At 40.8% G+C, this 18,065-nt stretch carries 15 protein-coding genes; 6 read left to right on the forward strand and 9 right to left on the reverse strand.

Annotation, left to right across the window (positions count from 1 at the left end):
- Positions 1–7 precede the first annotated feature (7 nt).
- The 3 genes from KK060_RS12330 to KK060_RS12340 all read right to left on the reverse strand — a co-directional run bounded on the left by KK060_RS12330 (position 8) and on the right by KK060_RS12340 (position 5,510).
- Positions 8–3,487 (reverse strand): SusC/RagA family TonB-linked outer membrane protein, encoded by a 3,480-nt coding sequence (locus KK060_RS12330; RefSeq protein ID WP_254154041.1) that lies wholly within the window; start codon positions 3,485–3,487, stop codon positions 8–10.
- Between the two features lie 189 nt (positions 3,488–3,676).
- Positions 3,677–4,675 (reverse strand): FecR family protein, encoded by a 999-nt coding sequence (locus tag KK060_RS12335; protein ID WP_254154042.1) that lies wholly within the window; start codon positions 4,673–4,675, stop codon positions 3,677–3,679.
- 238 nt (positions 4,676–4,913) lie between these two features.
- The gene (locus KK060_RS12340; protein ID WP_254154043.1) at positions 4,914–5,510 is read right to left on the reverse strand and encodes an RNA polymerase sigma-70 factor; all 597 of its coding nucleotides are present in this window, start codon (positions 5,508–5,510) and stop codon (positions 4,914–4,916) included.
- A 174-nt stretch (positions 5,511–5,684) separates the two neighbouring features.
- Between KK060_RS12340 and KK060_RS12345 the strand changes: the two genes are divergently transcribed.
- Complete coding sequence (locus tag KK060_RS12345) at positions 5,685–6,017, forward strand: L-rhamnose mutarotase (RefSeq protein WP_254154044.1); 333 nt, start codon at positions 5,685–5,687, stop codon at positions 6,015–6,017.
- A gap of 5 nt (positions 6,018–6,022) precedes the next feature.
- Here the strand turns inward: KK060_RS12345 and KK060_RS12350 are convergent, their stop codons facing one another.
- Positions 6,023–7,462, reverse strand: a complete 1,440-nt coding sequence (locus KK060_RS12350) for an alpha-L-fucosidase (protein ID WP_254154045.1) — start codon at positions 7,460–7,462, stop codon at positions 6,023–6,025.
- A 19-nt stretch (positions 7,463–7,481) separates the two neighbouring features.
- Between KK060_RS12350 and KK060_RS25045 the strand changes: the two genes are divergently transcribed.
- Positions 7,482–7,607 carry a hypothetical protein gene (locus KK060_RS25045; protein WP_302180065.1) on the forward strand — a complete coding sequence of 42 codons (126 nt, stop codon included), beginning with the start codon at positions 7,482–7,484 and terminating at the stop codon, positions 7,605–7,607.
- A gap of 232 nt (positions 7,608–7,839) precedes the next feature.
- On the opposite strand, the gene KK060_RS12355 is transcribed toward KK060_RS25045, so the two are convergent.
- On the reverse strand, positions 7,840–10,113 hold the full coding sequence (locus KK060_RS12355; RefSeq protein ID WP_254154046.1) for a monovalent cation:proton antiporter family protein: 2,274 nt from the start codon (positions 10,111–10,113) through the stop codon (positions 7,840–7,842).
- Between the two features lie 97 nt (positions 10,114–10,210).
- Positions 10,211–10,429 carry a hypothetical protein gene (locus KK060_RS12360; RefSeq protein WP_254154047.1) on the reverse strand — a complete coding sequence of 73 codons (219 nt, stop codon included), beginning with the start codon at positions 10,427–10,429 and terminating at the stop codon, positions 10,211–10,213.
- A 541-nt stretch (positions 10,430–10,970) separates the two neighbouring features.
- Between KK060_RS12360 and KK060_RS12365 the strand changes: the two genes are divergently transcribed.
- Positions 10,971–11,957, forward strand: coding sequence for an alpha/beta hydrolase (locus tag KK060_RS12365; protein ID WP_254154048.1), 987 nt, complete (start codon positions 10,971–10,973; stop codon positions 11,955–11,957).
- 128 nt (positions 11,958–12,085) lie between these two features.
- Here the strand turns inward: KK060_RS12365 and KK060_RS12370 are convergent, their stop codons facing one another.
- Together KK060_RS12370 and KK060_RS12375 are read right to left on the reverse strand one after the other, a co-directional pair.
- Positions 12,086–12,892, reverse strand: coding sequence for an AraC family transcriptional regulator (locus KK060_RS12370; protein WP_254154049.1), 807 nt, complete (start codon positions 12,890–12,892; stop codon positions 12,086–12,088).
- Between the two features lie 44 nt (positions 12,893–12,936).
- Entirely contained in the window at positions 12,937–13,908 is a 972-nt protein-coding gene (locus KK060_RS12375) for an aldo/keto reductase (protein WP_254154050.1), read from the reverse strand.
- A gap of 250 nt (positions 13,909–14,158) precedes the next feature.
- Here KK060_RS12375 and KK060_RS12380 point away from each other — a divergent pair, with 250 nt between their 5' ends.
- From KK060_RS12380 to KK060_RS12390, 3 genes are all read left to right on the forward strand, one after another.
- Complete coding sequence (locus KK060_RS12380; RefSeq protein ID WP_302180066.1) at positions 14,159–14,749, forward strand: YdeI/OmpD-associated family protein; 591 nt, start codon at positions 14,159–14,161, stop codon at positions 14,747–14,749.
- Between the two features lie 283 nt (positions 14,750–15,032).
- Entirely contained in the window at positions 15,033–15,875 is an 843-nt protein-coding gene (locus KK060_RS12385) for an SDR family NAD(P)-dependent oxidoreductase (RefSeq protein ID WP_254154051.1), read from the forward strand.
- Positions 15,876–15,919: 44 nt separating this feature from the next.
- Positions 15,920–16,840 carry a helix-turn-helix domain-containing protein gene (locus KK060_RS12390; RefSeq protein ID WP_254154052.1) on the forward strand — a complete coding sequence of 307 codons (921 nt, stop codon included), beginning with the start codon at positions 15,920–15,922 and terminating at the stop codon, positions 16,838–16,840.
- A 76-nt stretch (positions 16,841–16,916) separates the two neighbouring features.
- Here KK060_RS12390 and KK060_RS12395 read toward each other — a convergent pair whose 3' ends face one another.
- Positions 16,917–17,828, reverse strand: coding sequence for an NAD(P)/FAD-dependent oxidoreductase (locus tag KK060_RS12395; protein WP_254154053.1), 912 nt, complete (start codon positions 17,826–17,828; stop codon positions 16,917–16,919).
- Between the last annotated feature and the right edge of the window lie 237 nt (positions 17,829–18,065).

Below are 18,065 nucleotides of genomic sequence, written 5' to 3' on the forward strand. Positions count from 1 at the left end.
AAAACGTTTAAAGTGTCAGGTTCAAACCAAAGTTCACGCTTTTGGTATGGGGGAATTGCCATCCCTCGATATCCGTGCTTTCAGGATCAGGCAACCCATCTTTCTTAAGCTTATCAAAAGTGAGCAGGTTATACCCATTGAAATAAATCCGTAATTTCTGAATGCCAATTCTTGATACAAGACTTGCAGGGAGCGTGTACCCTACCTCAATGTTCTTAAGACGCACAAAAGCATTGTTACGAAGCCATAATGTGCTCAACTGTGCATCTGTATTCCCTCTGTTATAGGCAGGAAGCTCACCATTAGGGTTGCTTTCTGACCATGCATTTTCAAGGAAGTAAGCAAATCCGTTTGTACCACTGTTGAAAGTGTAACGGAGCAATTTCCATGAACGAGCCTGACCTTGGAAAAGCGCCGTGAAGTCAAACGCCTTAAATTGAAGTCCAAGTGGAATACCGTACTGAACCTGGGGTACACCTACCTGGTTACCAGTATTGTTAACCCTCATCCTATCATTCTGGCTGTCAATTACGTTATCCCCGTTTAAATCTCTGAAAATAGGATCACCTAACTGAGGTGTGGTGTTAGCAAACGTAGGATATCTATCCAGATCATCCTGTGTTCTATACACACCGATATAATCATATAGTAAACGAGCGCCAACAGTGTGGCCCTCCTGAGATAGCCTGTCGTGTAGTTCTTTGGTAGCGTACAGATCCTTTTCGTCTGCAAAGACAACGTTGTTCTTTGCGACAGTAATATTAGCACCAATATTAAATGAAACTTGACCGATTTTATTTCGGTAAGTTATCTGGCCATCCACCCCTTTGTTCTCTATTTCAAGGAGGTTCTCTAATGGAAGAATTATACCCGTATAATTTGGAACAGTAGAATTTCGAGGACCGAGTACGTTCTTTCTGTTTTCAAAGAAAACATCGAACTCAAACACAAGGCGGTCTTCAAAAAACCCTGCATCTATACCAAAGTCGAGTGTGCTCTTCGTTTCCCAGGTAATGTTAGGGTTTGCGGCTACGTCCGTATTTAATACACTTACATCTATGCCATCAAACACATATCCTGAACGGGATGGACTTGAAGGGTATCTGAATTTATCAAGATACTGAAAGTAGTACGAGAACGTAGTCGTATTGGCAGGAAACTGGTCGTTACCGACTTTACCCCAAGAGCCACGAAGTTTAAGATTGCTTATGACATTGTTTCCTGCAAGGAAAGACTCTTCAGAAATTCTCCAACCTGCTGAAACACCAGGGAAGAATCCGAATCTTTTATTAGAAGGAAAGTTTGCCGAACCGTCACGACGAAAATGGAATTGCACCATGTACTTATCCTGGTAAGTATAATTCACGCGACCGAAATAACTAAGTCTTGCCGTCTCAAGGGCTCTTCCATCAATCACGTCATTATTAGGATCTCCGGCAAAAAGCTGATCGATCTGGCTTGACTTGTAGTTTCCGCTACGGGCGTAAAAATTATTACTCTTGGTCTCATTCTTCTCAACACCCAGGAATGCACTAATTGCATGATCATTAAAAGTACGGTCATACTTTATCTTGCTATTGAGTGTTACAGACTGCGAGCCGGAATAATCCTGTCGAAGAAAAGTATTTATCTGAGAAGGTCCCCCTTGAACGGCTTCTACGCCTCCATTATTATCTTCTCGATAGAAGGTATATTGTTGTAAAAAGTGCTTTTGAAAGTCCTGAACTACATCAATAGCAGCAAAACCATCAATGGACAAACCTTCAACACCAGGAATCTTGTATTCACCCGATAGTGTACCATTGAACACATTGCGCGTAAGGTTTAAATAGCCTGGACCTTTCGCGATAGCCAAAGGGTTAAAGCCTTGTCTTCCTTCTGCAGGATATCCCTGCACGGTTGCAGGAATAGTTGGAAGCGCTCGTATGGTATTTGAATAAATGGTATTATCATCATATTGCAGCCAGTTTCTGTCTTCGCGTCTTCCGGCGAGACTTAAACCGACCTTCAGACGTTTAGTAACATTGGCATCAATGTTAGAACGGATGTTATACTGTCTGTATTCCGTTTTATCATCACCCGTGATAAGTCCGTTTTGGAATGCTGTACCAGCAGAGACGAAATAACTGACCGCCTCTGATCCACCATTTAAAGAGATGTTATGACGATTCTGTCGTGAATACGATTTGTACACTTCATCAATCCAGTTGGTGCTTGGTGTCGCGCCGCTTTCATAATCTGCTATCTGCTGAGGTGAAAAAATAGCTGGCTGTCCTTGCTGTTGACTCCACGTGTTTGCTCCTCTCGCATACTGCGCTGCGTCTGCAAGTTCAAGCTTACGCGTTGGGCTAACAAAACCTTGATTGAACGAGTAGTTGATTGTGGGCTTCCCTGTTTTGCCTCTTTTGGTTGTAATCAGTATTACACCATTTGCAGCCTGCGCACCATATATTGCAGCAGAGGCATCTTTCAACACCGTGATGGATTCAATATCGTTCGGGTCTATGCGCGAAATGTTATCGCGATTGGCTACACCATCAACTACGATCAAGGCAGCTCTGTTTCCTGTTGTACCTACACCACGTACAAAGATGCTGGCATCATCACGACCGGGTTCTGAATTTCCCTGACTTACAATAAGACCAGGAACCCTACCAGCTAATGAGTTAGAAACTGAAATAGCTGAACTTTTAAGAATCTCCGTTCCTGACACTTGTGCTATAGCAGCAGTAACTTCACGCTTTTCCTGGGTGCCATAACCTACTACAACCACTTCATTGAGCGATTGGATATCCTCGACAAGAACTATGCTCAGTGTTGTTTGTCCATTTAAAGGCATCTCCTGTGTTGCATAACCAATAAAGGAAAACACAAGAGTAACGTTAGCATCTGCTACTTCAAGTGAGAAATTTCCATCAGAATCGGTTGTGGTACCATTGGTAGTACCCTTTACCAAAACGTTAACACCAGGAAGACCAAAACCCTGGTTATCGTTCACTTTTCCTGTAATGGTAACGGCAAAGTTTGCAACTTCACCCATGGAAGCCTCAGCTCTATTTAAAGTTCCGACCTTTTCGTCGTTGGGTGTAAGAACAATGTAGTCGTTCTTCTCCTGAACCTTGAATGTAATTTGCCGGGGAACGAGCAATTCGTTCAAGATGGCACCTAATGTTTCCTTGTCCGCATTGAGGGTAACTTTTTCGTCAAGTTTGAGGTGACTGCGACTATAAACAAATTTTACATTAGTAACAGATTCAAGCTCTGTCAATGCTTTCTTTAACGTTACACCATTGAGGCTTAAGGAAACCTTCCTATCGAGTATTTCCTGTGCTTTAGAGGTATTTGCCAGTGAAACTCCTGCGAGTGTAATGGCAAAAATTATCTGTATTAAAGAGATTTTCATAACCTTCCAGATCAATCTTCGAAAGAGACAATTGCCCGCTTTCCCGAAGTTGCCTGTAAGCAAAACGGTAAAATTATTTTGCATAAATTTGATTGTTTGTTGAATTCCTAGACCGAATGAAACAAGCTGCCCGTAGTTCCTTGCAGGGAAGTGTCGGGCATCCAACAGCAGGAGTGTTAGCGCACTCCTGCTTACTTTTTAAGGTGGATGGTTATACTCCTCCAGGTTCTTTGTTTGGGGTTTATTCATAGTTTATATTCTGTTTATTTCATATCAATTCATTTCGCAGCCTTTTCCGTCTAGCATTACTGACTTTCCTTGAATACTATAGGTGAAGTTTAAAGCTTGTGAAATCATGCTTAGTGTGCTCTCCAGTGATTGATCTGAAAAATCGGCGGTGATCATGCAATTATTGAGGTTAACGTCACTCAACGAAATACGAACATTGAATTTCTGCTCTATTCGTTGAATCACTTCGCCCATCCTGGAATCTTCAAAAGACATGATGTATTCCGTACCACTTACCGCTACTAGCTTTTCTTCGTTACGTTGTTTCGTTACAGCCAATTCCTTTTTATGTCCATCATATACCACTTTTTCATCGGGGAGCACAATGACACCTTGTTCATTATCAGCTGATGTCAGCGAGACTTTTCCGGTGAGCACCACCACTTCTATTTTATTATCACTGGATTTAATATTGAAGCTTGTTCCTAACACAGTAGTTGTTAATTCTCCGCAGGAGATGATAAACGGATGTTGTACATCTTTTGCAACCTCAAACAAGGCTTCTCCCTGAAGTGAAACGTTTCGCGTTTTTTCGGAAAAGGTTGAAGGATATGACAGTTTACTGTTTCCTTTAAGCCAGACCAATGTTCCATCTGCAAGAATTACCTTTCTGACATTGCCAGATGAGGATGCTTGAAGCATTTGACCTTTCTCTACCTCATCAGCGGTATATTGTAAAATAAGGTACACGAAGACCGCAATGAGTGTAAGGGATGCGGCAATTTTATAGGTAACTACCCAAGAGGATACAGGGGATGCATTTTCTTTTTTATGCTCAAGTTCGAATGTAGTTCTTGATTTATCCGTAGCGCCAATCTGATCGAAGATTTTTAGTTTTAGCATTTGTTTGTCATGCTGACTATAGCTGGTATCTTCTTCCGCGCCGGATTTATTAAGCCAGTCCTCTACCAGTTTTTTCTCTTTTCCTGTAAGCAGACCCTTTTGATATAATTCAATCAACCGATCAAATTCGAACTCGTTCATAAACTCTATACAAATAAGATTAAAGACCAGGCATGTCGCCTCCTTTACGTATGTTGCATGAGTGGCATCATACGCACAGTCTAACACTAATATTTTTTTTATTTTATTTATAAACGCTACCTGAATGGCACGGAGCAGGTTACTAATACAATATGATTAGTCTAATTTTCAGGTTGTGCGTTAAAGCACATGGTTGATCTAAACCATTATAGATAGAAACTAATATGCTGAAATCGGGTTATCGAAGGAGGAACAACGCGACTCCTATAGTAAGGAGTTCACCGAGGTTTGTGCGCAAATGCCTCAAGGCTTGGGATATATAATTTTCAACGGTTCTTGTTGAAATATTCATTTTTTCGGCGATCTGAGAGATTGGTGTGTGCTCCATCCGGCTCAGGCGAAATGCGAGCTGGCATTGATCGGGCAGCTCTGCGACTTTTTGTTGTATGGTGAATTGAAGGTCGTTGAGGTTGGCTTGCTCAATAACTGAATTATCGTACTGCTCATTGGCAAAGCGTGTAAACTCTGCTGCATACTCTCTCCTAACATATTCTTTCCTTATATAATTAAGGACCTGGTTTTTAGCTGCCCCAAACAGATAGGCTTCTATTGAGGTATGAATATGCAGTGATTCCCGGTTTGCCCAGAGGGAGACAAATATTTCCTGGATTATTTCTTCGGAGATTTCCTTTACCCTGATCTTCCCATTAATAAAAGAGAATAATAGCCCGACATATTTATTGTAGATACTCTCGAAAGCAAACTTATCCCCCTCCTTCAATAAGATAAGGACCTGCTCAGAAACAGAATTATCAGGTTTGATCGGGTTTACCATACTGGGACGCCTAAGACAAGTTAGGAAAAAATCAAATAATATTAAAAAATAGCGTGGTAATTTATGCTGACCCAACAATTTTAGCAAAACAGACAAGACCTATATATTACACGTGTTCTTAATTTTAACTTATCTTTAGAATTGGAGGTCTGTAAAAGTTTAAGTCTGTGTAAAATGAAACGATATTGCCTGGCTCTTGATCTGAAAGATGATGCCGACCTTATTAAGGAGTATGAAGCATATCACCGAAATATATGGTCCGACATTGAGCGAAGTATTAAAGACGCAGGTATCGAACAAATGGAGATTTATCGCGTAAGCAACAGGCTTTTTATGATTATTGAAGCCAATGATACGTTTTCCTTCGAACGCAAAGCTGAGATGGACCGGACTAATTCGCAGGTACAGGCATGGGAAACGCTAATGTGGAAATATCAGCAGGCACTACCAGGCGCCAAGCCTGGTGAAAAATGGGTGTTAATGAAAAAAATATTTGCATTGCAGTAATTACTTTACTGGTTATAGGAGAATGCGATCGCAGGCAGGGATTTACCTCTTAAAGACGAAGGAATTGTTACCTTAACTTTATCTCCCTGCAAAGACCACTTTACTACTTCGCCCGTCTGTAATATTTTCATTGTTGATCCTTTTGCCGGAGGGTTTCCATTCCATTCAATGGCTGCTGGTACTTTGGTATTTGCATCTAACAAACGCATCGCGTAAAGATTTTTACCATCTTTACTCTGCGTGAAGAATGATCGCTCATGCTGAAAGTTGTCTATAGTTCGGGTATTATAGATTGCTTCTCCATTAACCTTAAGCCACTGACCTATCTCTCTTAATCTTTCTATTTGTATCGTGCTAAATAAGCCTTTGGCATCAGGACCGACACCTAATAACAGGCTTCCTCCTTTAGCTGTAACTTCAATGAGCGTATGAATGATCTCGGTGCTTGATTTAAACTGATCGTTGGGTACGTGACCCCAGGCATTTCCTAATGTAATGCAACTCTCCCATGGCTGGTCAAGTTTTCGCTCAGGGATTCTCTGCTCTGGTGTCTGGTAGTTTTCATAAGGGCCATGTACGGTGCGGTCAACTATTAGTAAGCCGGGTTGGTTTGTACGCGCCATTGTAGCAATCCGATCCATGTTAATATCCTGACTCCACGCTGGTATTTCAGCTCCCCATGAACGCACTTCATCGTTGACAGTTTCCAATGGTCTTACCCACCCTCCATCTAACCACAGAATATCTATCTTCCCATAATCGGTCGTTAACTCCTGAATCTGATTGAAGGTAAATTCCTTATACTTATTCCATCGCCATTGATATTTATTAATATCGTAGTTGTTATTTCTATTTGGTGTTGCATACTTGGGCCACCAATAATATTCACTGTGCCAATCGGGCTTTGAGAAGTAAGCACCAATCATGAAGTTCTGCTTTCGAAACGCTTCAAACACATGACTTGCCACATTAGCCCGGGGATGGTTGGCAAAGGGACCATGGGTAATTTTAAAATCGGCTTGTTTTGTATCAAACATGCTGAAACCATCGTGATGCTTGGTGGTGAAAACCACATAACGCATTCCTGCATCTTTCGCTGCCTGTGCCCATTGTTCGGGATTAAAATCAACAGGGTTAAATTCACGTTGAAGTCCCCAATACCATTTCTTGAAATCATCGTAGCTAATTGTGCTATCTCTTTCGATCCAATCTTCAGAGCACAACCCCCACGATTCAATTATACCAGGCACTGCGTATAATCCCCAATGAATAATCATTCCGAATTTCTGATCGCGCCATTGCTCCAGCTTTTCTTTTACTAAAGGATCCGTTGGCCATTCATATTGAGCTGATTGGTGATGTACATTCTGCTGGGCGAAAGACAAATCAGCATGAAGTGAAAGAATGATCAGAAAAATGGTAAGACAACGGTACTGGCTCTTCATGGCCAATATTAACCATTCGATGTATTACAACAAAATAGCTATGGGCACTCATCCCGAGCGCTTGTCTATTGGTATGCTGATCTGTTTGAAGAATCGCTCTGCTGCGTTTAACGAAAATCAAATTCCGCAAATTCAGGACGCTTAAATAACCTATTTACTGGCATGATAAAATTTCAATACGGTGACGATTTCCTGACTCTAGCTAAAGGGTAGCTAGAACTGTCAGTATACCCTGGTAAGGCGGAGATTTACAGGCACATTCTGAACAATTAAAAGTCGTTTAGACTATACATAAAGCCATTACTCCACCCTGCGCGGACGAAATGCAATCAGGGTGAAGACCAAAGAAGACTTGTTGAGGATTATTAAGCTGTAAACTATTTGGTTGTCTTAAGCGATTGAATCTTGCTTCTTTCACCTACAATCCAAATTATATCACCCCAATCGAATATAGTTGTTGAATCAGGATTTAGTATTCGTTCGTTATTCCGTTCGATACCAATAACAAGTCCGTTTGTACGTTCACGTAGACCTGAGTTACGAATGGAAACACCTTTGAGCTGTGTATGCTCATCTACCAGTAATTGTTCAAATACAATTTCACCGATATCAATGTCATAGGCATCTTTATCTCTTACAACACGTTGATCGAAAACAGGTTTAAACGCAGTGATCTGTTCGTCAGTAGCGACGATACCCACCTGGTCAAACGGCAAAAGAAACTGTTTGCGATCAGGAACGTGGATTAGGCTTTCGGCACGTCTGATATATACAACGTTAATTCCGTACTTCTCGCGCCATTGCAAGTCTTTCAAAGGTTTGCCTATATATGCTGCATCGGGTGGGACCTCCAACTGCACGATGTGTGCATCCCACGGTGTAAGTTGTGTTTGGAAAACAACGTTCTTTCTGGCTACGCGTGCAGATAATGTATTAAATGTTTCAGTCTCTCTTGCATTAAGATTGGTGAAGAATCGTTTCTCCAGCTTTGAATAGAAATTATTCATACGTTTTGCGAAAAGGAAAAGAACCCCTGCGACTACAGGTAAAACAATAAAGATGGCACCACGGGTCGGTATGATCTGTACTGTCCATATAACAATAAGAACCAGCCCTAGTAGAACTCTTCCGACTTCGAGTATAAAAAGAGGTCCTTTGTTATACTTCTTTTCCATCCACAATTCTTTATAGGCACTATTGTCTGGCCTTTTAGCCATAATAGCCCAGAGGAATGGCAGCCCGAGTACGAGAGAAATTACCAATGCAACAACGCTTTTTGTTGTATCTCCTTCAATGGTTTTCTCTAAATAAGGGACCAGGAAATTAAGTGTAAGCCAAATCAGAATCAGTAATAAAACACCATTGCTTACAACGATGTTTCTATAAGACTTGAGGACGATTCTCCAATCAGTTTCAGCCTGAATAGATTGTGTGCCTGATGAATACGTGTTGAGTCTTCGGATCCAGCTTTCCGGGAGAAAGCGCTCGAGGAAGAAATAGAAAGACTCTGAAAACTTGATGAGATAGGGCGTAGTGAAGGTTGTTATTGCAGAAGCGCCAACAGCTATCGGAAAGAGGAAATCTGAGATAACACCAAGAGAAAGTCCCAGCGTTGCTACGATGAAAGCAAACTCACCGATTTGTGCCATACTCATGCCAACCTGTACTGATTGCTTTAGTGGCTGCCCTGAAATTAAAGCACCTATTGTTGTACTAAACAATTTTCCAAATAGGGTAAGTAGTGTGACAACAACCACAGGCCATCCATATTGTATAATAGCTTGAGGATCTATCAACATACCAACGGAAACAAAGAAGATAGAGCCGAAAAGATCTTTTACTGGCTTTGTAAGATGCTCAACCTTTTCAGCGGAAGTAGTTTCTGCAATAATAGAGCCCATGATAAAAGCACCTAGCTCTGCAGAGAAGCCTACCTTGGTTGCCAATACCACCATGGCAAGACATAAGCCGATTGAAAGTATGAGAAGGTTCTCTTCATCCAATAATGCTCTTGCTTTTTTCAGCAATGTTGGTAGTAGAAAAATGCCGGCAATAAACCAGATGGCAAGAAAGAACAAGAGCTTAACGATGGTATACACGATTTCCATACCCTCGAACTGTTTGGTAACAGCGATGGTAGAAAGCAGCACCATCAAAAGGATGACAACAATATCTTCAACGACTAAAACTCCAAACACAATACGCGCATACTGCTTCGTCTTTACGCCGAGTTCATCGAATGCACGAATGATGATAGTGGTTGATGAACTTGCAAGCATACCCCCGAGGAACAGGCTGTCCATTGTAGACCAGCCCATCCACCGACCAGCAAAATAACCGGAAACTGTGATAAAGGCTATTTCAACAAATGCAGTAATGGAGGCAGCGCCGCCTACTCTTACTAATTTTTTAAAACTGAATTCAAGACCGAGGCTAAAAAGCAAAAAGATTACACCGATCTCAGCCCATATTTCAATATTCTCGTGATCAGCAACTGTCGGAAAAACTTTAAAATAAGGACCGACCAAGAACCCGGCAATGATATATCCCAGCACAAGCGGTTGCTTAATCTTTTTGAAAATCAACGTAATAATGGCGCCGGCCATGAGTATAAGCGCCAGGTCACGAATCAAATCAGGCAAATGTCCCATGACGGCAAATTACATTTTTTGAAGCACTGAGGCCCATTGCTGCTTAAAAAAAGCATCAATGCATAAAAGTTAACTGGTGTTAATTCGTTTTCTACCCCTATTCTGTTATAAGATTGATCAACTCGTCAGCTGTTGTATTATTCTTAATCCAGATCTCTTCCATTGTATTTGCATCACCAATTGAGATACCATTACTCTGAAGCTTTTTAGAGACTTTATTATAATCGCCACCAAGCACTTTAAAAGTATCGTGGATAGGTCCTTTAAAGATCTTTTTTGTTATAACAATATCAATTGGCATATTCCTTCTCGCCATGATGATAAATGCAATGGAGGTTATGATAACGGATATAGCTGCAGGAACAAATACTTTTTTTTAAAATGAATTCTAAGGCTTGACCAATTGATTATGATATGAAAAATAGCAAAAGTTAAAAAGACAACTCCCATGAGTTCATGCACAACTTCTGTGTAACCATCCAAAAGATGGAAGAACATTAAAAGGCCGAGATACCAACGACAACGAAAACAAGGGCGATAAAGGGAGTAACATAATTCCTATTCAATTTCATTATTCTTTAGATTTTTGTTTCTACGGAGATGAGCGACCGAATGGTGGGAAACGATAACAATTGTTAATAAAGAATTGAAGGCGCATCGCCGATACTGTTAACAAGAGGGCAGGAATATTTCTTGCTATATTCACCTTGTTGTTGAAGTACAAATGAAAGAAAGGTGTCATCATTTAATTAACATTTTCTTAATGCGTTCTTCAGGAACGAGAAATAATTATTACATAATTTAATTACTCATGGGGAAGTATCATTCCCAATCTCTATTTCAAACAACACAAAATTATGGTACAAACATCAACCGCTGTAAAAGCAGAAAAAGATCCGCAGGTTTTTGCGGAGGTAAGAGCATTCCTCAAAGTATTGAACTCTTCTGGCGGCACACCTATGGAGCAAATGACTCCTGCAGATGCACGTCAGGTCCTCATTGGCGCACAGCAATCAGTAAATGTAGATTACTCCGGCATTGAAGAATCTGAACGCCAAATTACGCAAGATGGTATCAGTGTAAATATTCACGTTGTAAAACCGAAGGGTGCTAAAGAAGACCTTCCGGTGTTCATGTTCTTCCATGGTGGTGGTTGGGTGCTGGGTGATTATCCGACACACCGCAGAATGGTACGAGACCTTGTAGTTGAAAGCGGCGCAGTAGCGGTATTTCCCGACTATACACCTTCTCCTGAAGCCCGTTATCCTGTTGCTATCAACCAGGCATACGCGGCTACTAAGTGGGTATCGCTACATAGTAAAGAGATAGGAGTAGACAGTGAGAAACTGGCTGTAGCTGGTAATAGTGTAGGAGGGAACATGGCAGCCGTTGTAGCACTGATGGCAAAAGATAAGAAAGGTCCGAAAATAAAATTTCAACTGCTGCTGTGGCCTGTTACCAATGCAGCTTTTGACACCGACTCCTACCACGCGTTTGAGTCTGATCGTTTTCTTACCAGGAATATGATGATATGGTTTTGGGATAACTATACTACCGACGAGGATGAACGAAAGCAGAAGTATGCATCTCCGCTGCAAGCTTCTGTTGAAGAACTGAAAGGCTTGCCTCCTGCGCTGGTACAAACTGCAGAGATCGATGTTCTGCGTGACGAAGGGGAAGAGTATGCTCGGAAATTAAATGAAGCCGGCGTCACAGTAACGTTGACACGTTATCAAGGGCTAATCCACGACTACGGACTACTCAATCCGCTGGCACATATACCTGCGGTAAAAGTGGCGATGTTACAAGCAGCTGCTGTATTAAAACAGGAGTTGTTTAAATGATATGTAGAAGGCTGCCGGAGAAGATTAAGCGAAATGTTATGAACTATTGCAACAATAAGATTTCCGGCAGCTGCCTTGGCTACATTGAAGAGCAATTTTATCCTTCAACAGGTATAAACCATCTATTTTTACAACGCCGAAGGCGCCATGCCGAACTTCTTCTTGAAGGAATGAGAGAAGTGTGACAGCGTTTCAAAACCCAAATCGAGGTAGATGGCAGAAGGTTTCATGTTCTTTTTCTCGATCAGGTGTCGGGCTTCGGCCAATCGTCTTTCCTGAAGCCAATGTCTGGGTGATGCGCCAAATGTTCTTTTGAAATCTCTTTTAAACCCGGCAAGACTTCTTCCTGTAAGTCCAGCAAATTCTGCGACAGAGAGGTTGTAATGAAAATTGCTAAGCATAAACTTTTCAAGATCGATCTTGTGAGGTTCTGAAAAGTCAAAGAGAAAATTGCTTAACGCAGGCATGGTATGCAGTAATAGTTTCACCGCTTCCTTTACTTTTAGCATACCAATTTCATTTGTCAATCTTTCTTCGGGATTACGTACATAAGGTACTACGGATTGAAAATACCCCCTCAAAAACTCATTGGAGGGAATGAGAATATTAGGTGACCCAAGATATTTTGGCTTAGGCTCAATGTGTTCTTCCAGCGCAATTTTTCTCAGCAGAGGCTCCTGTAAGGAGATGACGATAGTTTCGTAATGTGTATCTGGTTGAGGAGTTTTGGTAATTTGGCCTAATTGATTTTTACCGATCAACAACATCTCACCTTTATTCATGGATATTTTCTGAACAGAAGTTTCGAAAGTGAAATGCCCTGATACCTGCAACACCAGGGTATGATGTGTGAGAAAACCCACTTTCTCTTTTCGCATAGACGCATTGTATGCATAAAAGAGTACTCCTGGAATTATTTCAGTCGGATTGATCATAAATGTAAAAATAGCTAAAGAAGGGGGCTAAACGCCCCCTAAATTTATCGTTGTAAATAAGTTCCTCCAAGTATTGCTCCTACTGAAAAATGGGTGTTCAATTCATTTATCTCATCTGCTGAGAATGATATTTCCATGGCCTTCATATTTTCAGGAAGTCTCGATCTGCGGCTCATGCTCACCAAAGGCATGACGTGATCACCTTGTATATTGACCCACGCAATTGCAAGCTGTGTTGGTGTAATTCCTTTTCTCTCAGCCAGAGACTTTAAAACTTCTACCTTCTCAAGATTCTTCACAAGGTTATCACCCTGAAAGCGAGAGAAGTGGTTTCTATAATCATTCGTAGGCAATGGTGCTTTCATATCTCCGGTAAGGAGTCCTTCAGCAGTATTGGCAAAAGCTACGACTCCTATGCCAAGCTCTTTGGCTGTTGGAAGCAAGTCTTTTTCGATTTGACGCTCGGCTAACGAATAACCAATTTCCAGCGCGGAGACGGGATGTATCCTATGCGCCTTACGCAACTGCTCAGATGTAATTTCTGAAACACCAAGGTAGCGCACCTTTCCTTCTTTAATAAAGTCTGCTACAGTTCCGATAACATCTTCTACAGGAACACTGTTATCTAACCTTGATGGCTGATAAAGATCAATCGTATCTATACCTAAACGTACCAACGAATAGTTGATAAAGTTTTTAATGGATGTAGGACGTAAGTCCATTCCTATCCATTGACCATTATAAAAGATAGCACCAAATTTCACACTGATAAAGGCATCGTCTCTTCTGCCCTTGATGGCTTTACCTACCAGCAACTCATTATGGCCGCTACCATAAAAGTCTCCCGTGTTTAAAAAGTTAATGCCGTTATCCAATGCGATCTGAATGGTTGCAATGCTCTCACTTTCATCGTTTGCAGGACCACCCCAAACAGGTGACATACGCATACAGCCTAGTCCGAGTTTGGATACAAGCGGACCATTTTTACCAAGGTATATCTTCTTAATTGTTGTCATTGCTGTTATTGTTTGTTGATGTTACAAAGGTGGGCACTTATAAGGCCTAAATGTTTTCTTTATTGGCTCAAATTACTTGTCTGGATGGCTCATGAATACGAATAGCATACTTTAAAATACTCTTTTTGATAAGAGAATAACATTTTTATGTTTTGTGTCCTGCCATAAGGCTGTCACCTACGGGTTTTAAACTTGTACAAGTTATTTAAACAACTAAGCCAAGAAGGTATTTAAAATTTAAGTTTTTGTTATGAAAATAAAGGTGGACGAGACAGAGACATTCTACCCTAAAAACCGAAAGGAATGGAGGAGTTGGCTTAAAAAGTATCATCACAAAAAAGAATCGATATGGATTATTTACTATAAAAAAGCAGCAAACAAGCCTACACTTAATTGGGCTGAAGCTGTAGCGGAAGCTTTATGTTTTGGCTGGATTGATAGCAAAGCAAAACCTGTTGATGATGAAAAATACATACAATTTTTTACGCGACGGAAGCCGACCAGCATGTGGTCAAAGATCAATAAAGATAAGGTTGAGCAACTTATAGCTGAAGGTCTAATGACAAGTGCGGGCCTTAAATGTATAGAAGTGGCGAAAGAAAATGGATCATGGGAAATACTGGATAGTGTTGAGGCACTTGCTGTTCCTGAAGACCTGCTACATTATTTTAAGAAGGAGAATAAAGCAAAAACCTATTACGAGGGTTTAAGTAAATCGCTTAAAAAACAATTATTGCTTTGGTTAGTTGTTGCCAAGCGGGAGGAAACGAGAAAGAAGCGTATTGCCGAGATCATTAAATCTCTTAAGAAGGGCACACTACCCAACCGATTTCGAAGCTAGCAGACGCGTATCAAAGTAGCATTGAAAAAATTGAGTCGGTTACGTTTCAGTAAGTCGAATTAAAGTTTATGATTGCCGATTGCGAATAATGCGTCTCAGACATCTTAAGTAGTTGAGCGAAAATAGACATTCTTAGCATTTAGAAGCAGCTGCCAAGGTCCATTTCTTTATGATATCTGATCATGAATATGGCTACAACAACCATTGATTTAGATACAGGCAACACCTTGGAAGAGCCCACCTTTGTAGTGTAAATCAATTAAAAAACTAAAACAAAAAAACGATGAGCACTAAAAAAGTATGGTTTGTAACCGGAGCTTCTAAAGGCCTCGGACTAACACTTGTAAAAAGACTTTTAAATGAAGGGTACCGCGTAGCAGCGACTTCAAGAACCGCTGAAGCTTTGAAAAAAGAGGTAGGATCTTCTACTAACTTTCTTGCACTGAAGACCGACGTTGCAAATGAAAAAAGCGTGCAAGATGCCATTGCAAAAACACTGGCAACTTTTGGAGGGATTGATGTAGTCGTAAATAACGCCGGATATGGTCAGTTGGGAACCTTGGAAGAATCTACAGATAAAGAAGCACGTGAAAACTTTGATGCGAATGTCTTTGGCCTGTTAAATGTGATCAGAAATGTGATGCCGCACATGCGGAACAAGAAATCCGGACATATTATTAACATCTCTTCTATAGCAGGTTTTCTCGGAGCATTTCCTGGTTGGGGGATTTACAATGCCACTAAATTTGCTGTAGCCGGCTTAACTGAAGCTTTATCAGCAGAAGCAAAATCGCTCGGGATTGCTGCTACCATTGTTTACCCTGGGTACTTCAAAACCAACTTCTTATTAAAAGGATCATTACGATTCGCTCAGAATCCTATTGCCGAGTACAAAGAGGCAAGAGAACTAGACAGGGCCCATGTTGAAGATATCCCAGGAAACCAGCCCGGCGATCCAGAAAAGGCTGCTCTTGCATTCATTCAATTGGCAGAACAAAAAAATCCACCCTTGCATTTATTCATGGGCAGTGATTCAATTGGAATGGCCAACAATAAGCTGGAAATTTTAAAGGGTGAGATCAGCGCCCACGATGCATTAAGCAGATCAACAGATTTTTTAAAATAAAATGATAAGATAGAGCTAGCAATAGCTCTATCTTTAACATCGCTATGAAAAAGCAAAAGACAATACACACATTCAACACCATCAGTGAATTTCATAAGATGAGTGGCTTGCCAAAACCTGAACACCCTTTGGTTAGTTTAGTAGATTATGGATTGGTGGACTATCAAACTAATGAAAAGGAAATCAGCTGGGTACAAAACTTCTATTCCATAGGATTAAAACGAAATATCCAAGGGAAATTTCGCTATGGTCAACAACAATATGACTTTGATGAAGGCCTGTTGTCATTTGTTGCACCAGGACAGGTTGTACGCCTTACGGTAGAAAAGCAGACGATAAAGCCCTCCGGTATTCTCTTGTTTATCCATCCTGATTTCTTATGGAACACACCACTTGCCAAGAATATCAAACATTATGAATTCTTCGGCTATGCTGTTAATGAAGCACTGTTCATGTCAGAAAAAGAAGAGAACATTATTCAGGAACTCATGCAGAACATTCAGCGAGAGTATCATTCCAATATTGACAAGTTCAGTCACAATATTATTATCTCTCAAATAGAATTGCTACTCAATTATTGTGAACGCTTTTATCAAAGACAGTTTATAACAAGAAAAAAGAGCAGTCATCAAATTCTTGAACGATTGGAAGGAATTCTTGATGAGTACTTTAATAGTGGAAATTTAATAGACAAAGGATTGCCTACCGCACAATATGTTGCAGACTTATTAAATGTATCACCTAACTACTTAGGAAGTTTGTTAAAAACACTCACAGGCCAATCAACACAACAGCATATTCATAACAAACTAATCGACAAGGCGAAGGAAAAACTGTCCACCACTACCTTATCGGTAAGCGAGATTGCATTTGAACTAGGGTTTGAGCATTCGCAATCCTTCAGCAAGTTGTTCAAAAATAAAACCAACGTATCGCCATTGGAATTCCGACAATCTTTTAACTAAAAAAGGGTGTTGCGAGTTTATTTGTAATAGTCTGCATAAACACGCGAACATTGTTGACGTGCATTCGGAAACCGGCTTAGAATTGCTCCATAGCCAGTTCTTTGTTAAGTGAGGCACCTGCAAAATTTCCGGTTGAGACTGCGTTTGCAACAGAACGCATCATAGACGAATTATCACCACAGGCATATACGCCATCAACAGTGGTTTTTTGAAAGGTATCAACTTTTATATAACCATGCTCAGTGAACTCACATCCCAATAACTTAGGTATGTCTGTATGTTGTTTGAAGGGTGGGCGGAAGTATAGGGCATCTACTTGTATTTTGTTACCGCCACTCATTATTACGTTTTTGAGATAACCACGTTCGTGTTCAATCTCAATGATTGCTGAATCATTAATCGGAATGTTATGTTTACGAAGTTTAGCCATTTGCTCTTCAGTAAACTCTGGTTTTCCGTTCGTTAAAATTTGCAATTGCTTTGTCAGGTGACCCACAAGCAAAGCGTAGTGCATAGCCCCTTCTCCATTAGCAAGAATCGCTGTCTTCTTCCCGTGATACTCGTAACCATGACAATACGGGCAATGGACCACCGAAATTCCCCAACAGGAAGAGAAACCGGGAATGTTTAAAAGCTGATCTCTAATACCAGTGGCAAATATTAACTTCTTAGCGCCAACCTGGGTACCCGATTGCAAAGCAACATCAAATCCTTGAGCTGTTTTATCAGCCTTTACTACAAGATCATTTAGAATCTGAACTGTATTGTAGGCAGCAACCTGTTGGCGTGCAGTTGTCGAAATTTCAAACGGAGTCTTGCCATCCTGTGTAAGAAAGTTGTGTGAATGTGGTGTCTGCGCATTGCAAGGCATACCCGAATCAACAACCAATACTTTACGCAGCGATCTACCCAAAGCCATGGCAGCACTAAGGCCGGCATAGCTGCCTCCTATAATCACAACATCCCAAGTGTCCTTTGTATTTGTCATATTATATATTGAAGTAAAATCTTTGCTGACAGAAACTCCGCTATAAGATCTATTAATATGAACCCATGCGAATTCCCGACACAGGTGCAATTATAGAAGAAACAAGTCTTAAATGCAACTTTGTTGCAGTAAAGATATTGGACCACTTACTCTCCAAAAGTTGGCTTGAAAATAAAAGACTGATACCCCTTGAGCGAAATATCATCATATTTTGTAGTAATCGTTACAAAAGTGGTA

It is taken from the genome of Chryseosolibacter indicum (assembly GCF_018598585.1).
In the GTDB taxonomy this organism is placed as follows: domain Bacteria; phylum Bacteroidota; class Bacteroidia; order Cytophagales; family Cyclobacteriaceae; genus Chryseosolibacter; species Chryseosolibacter indicus.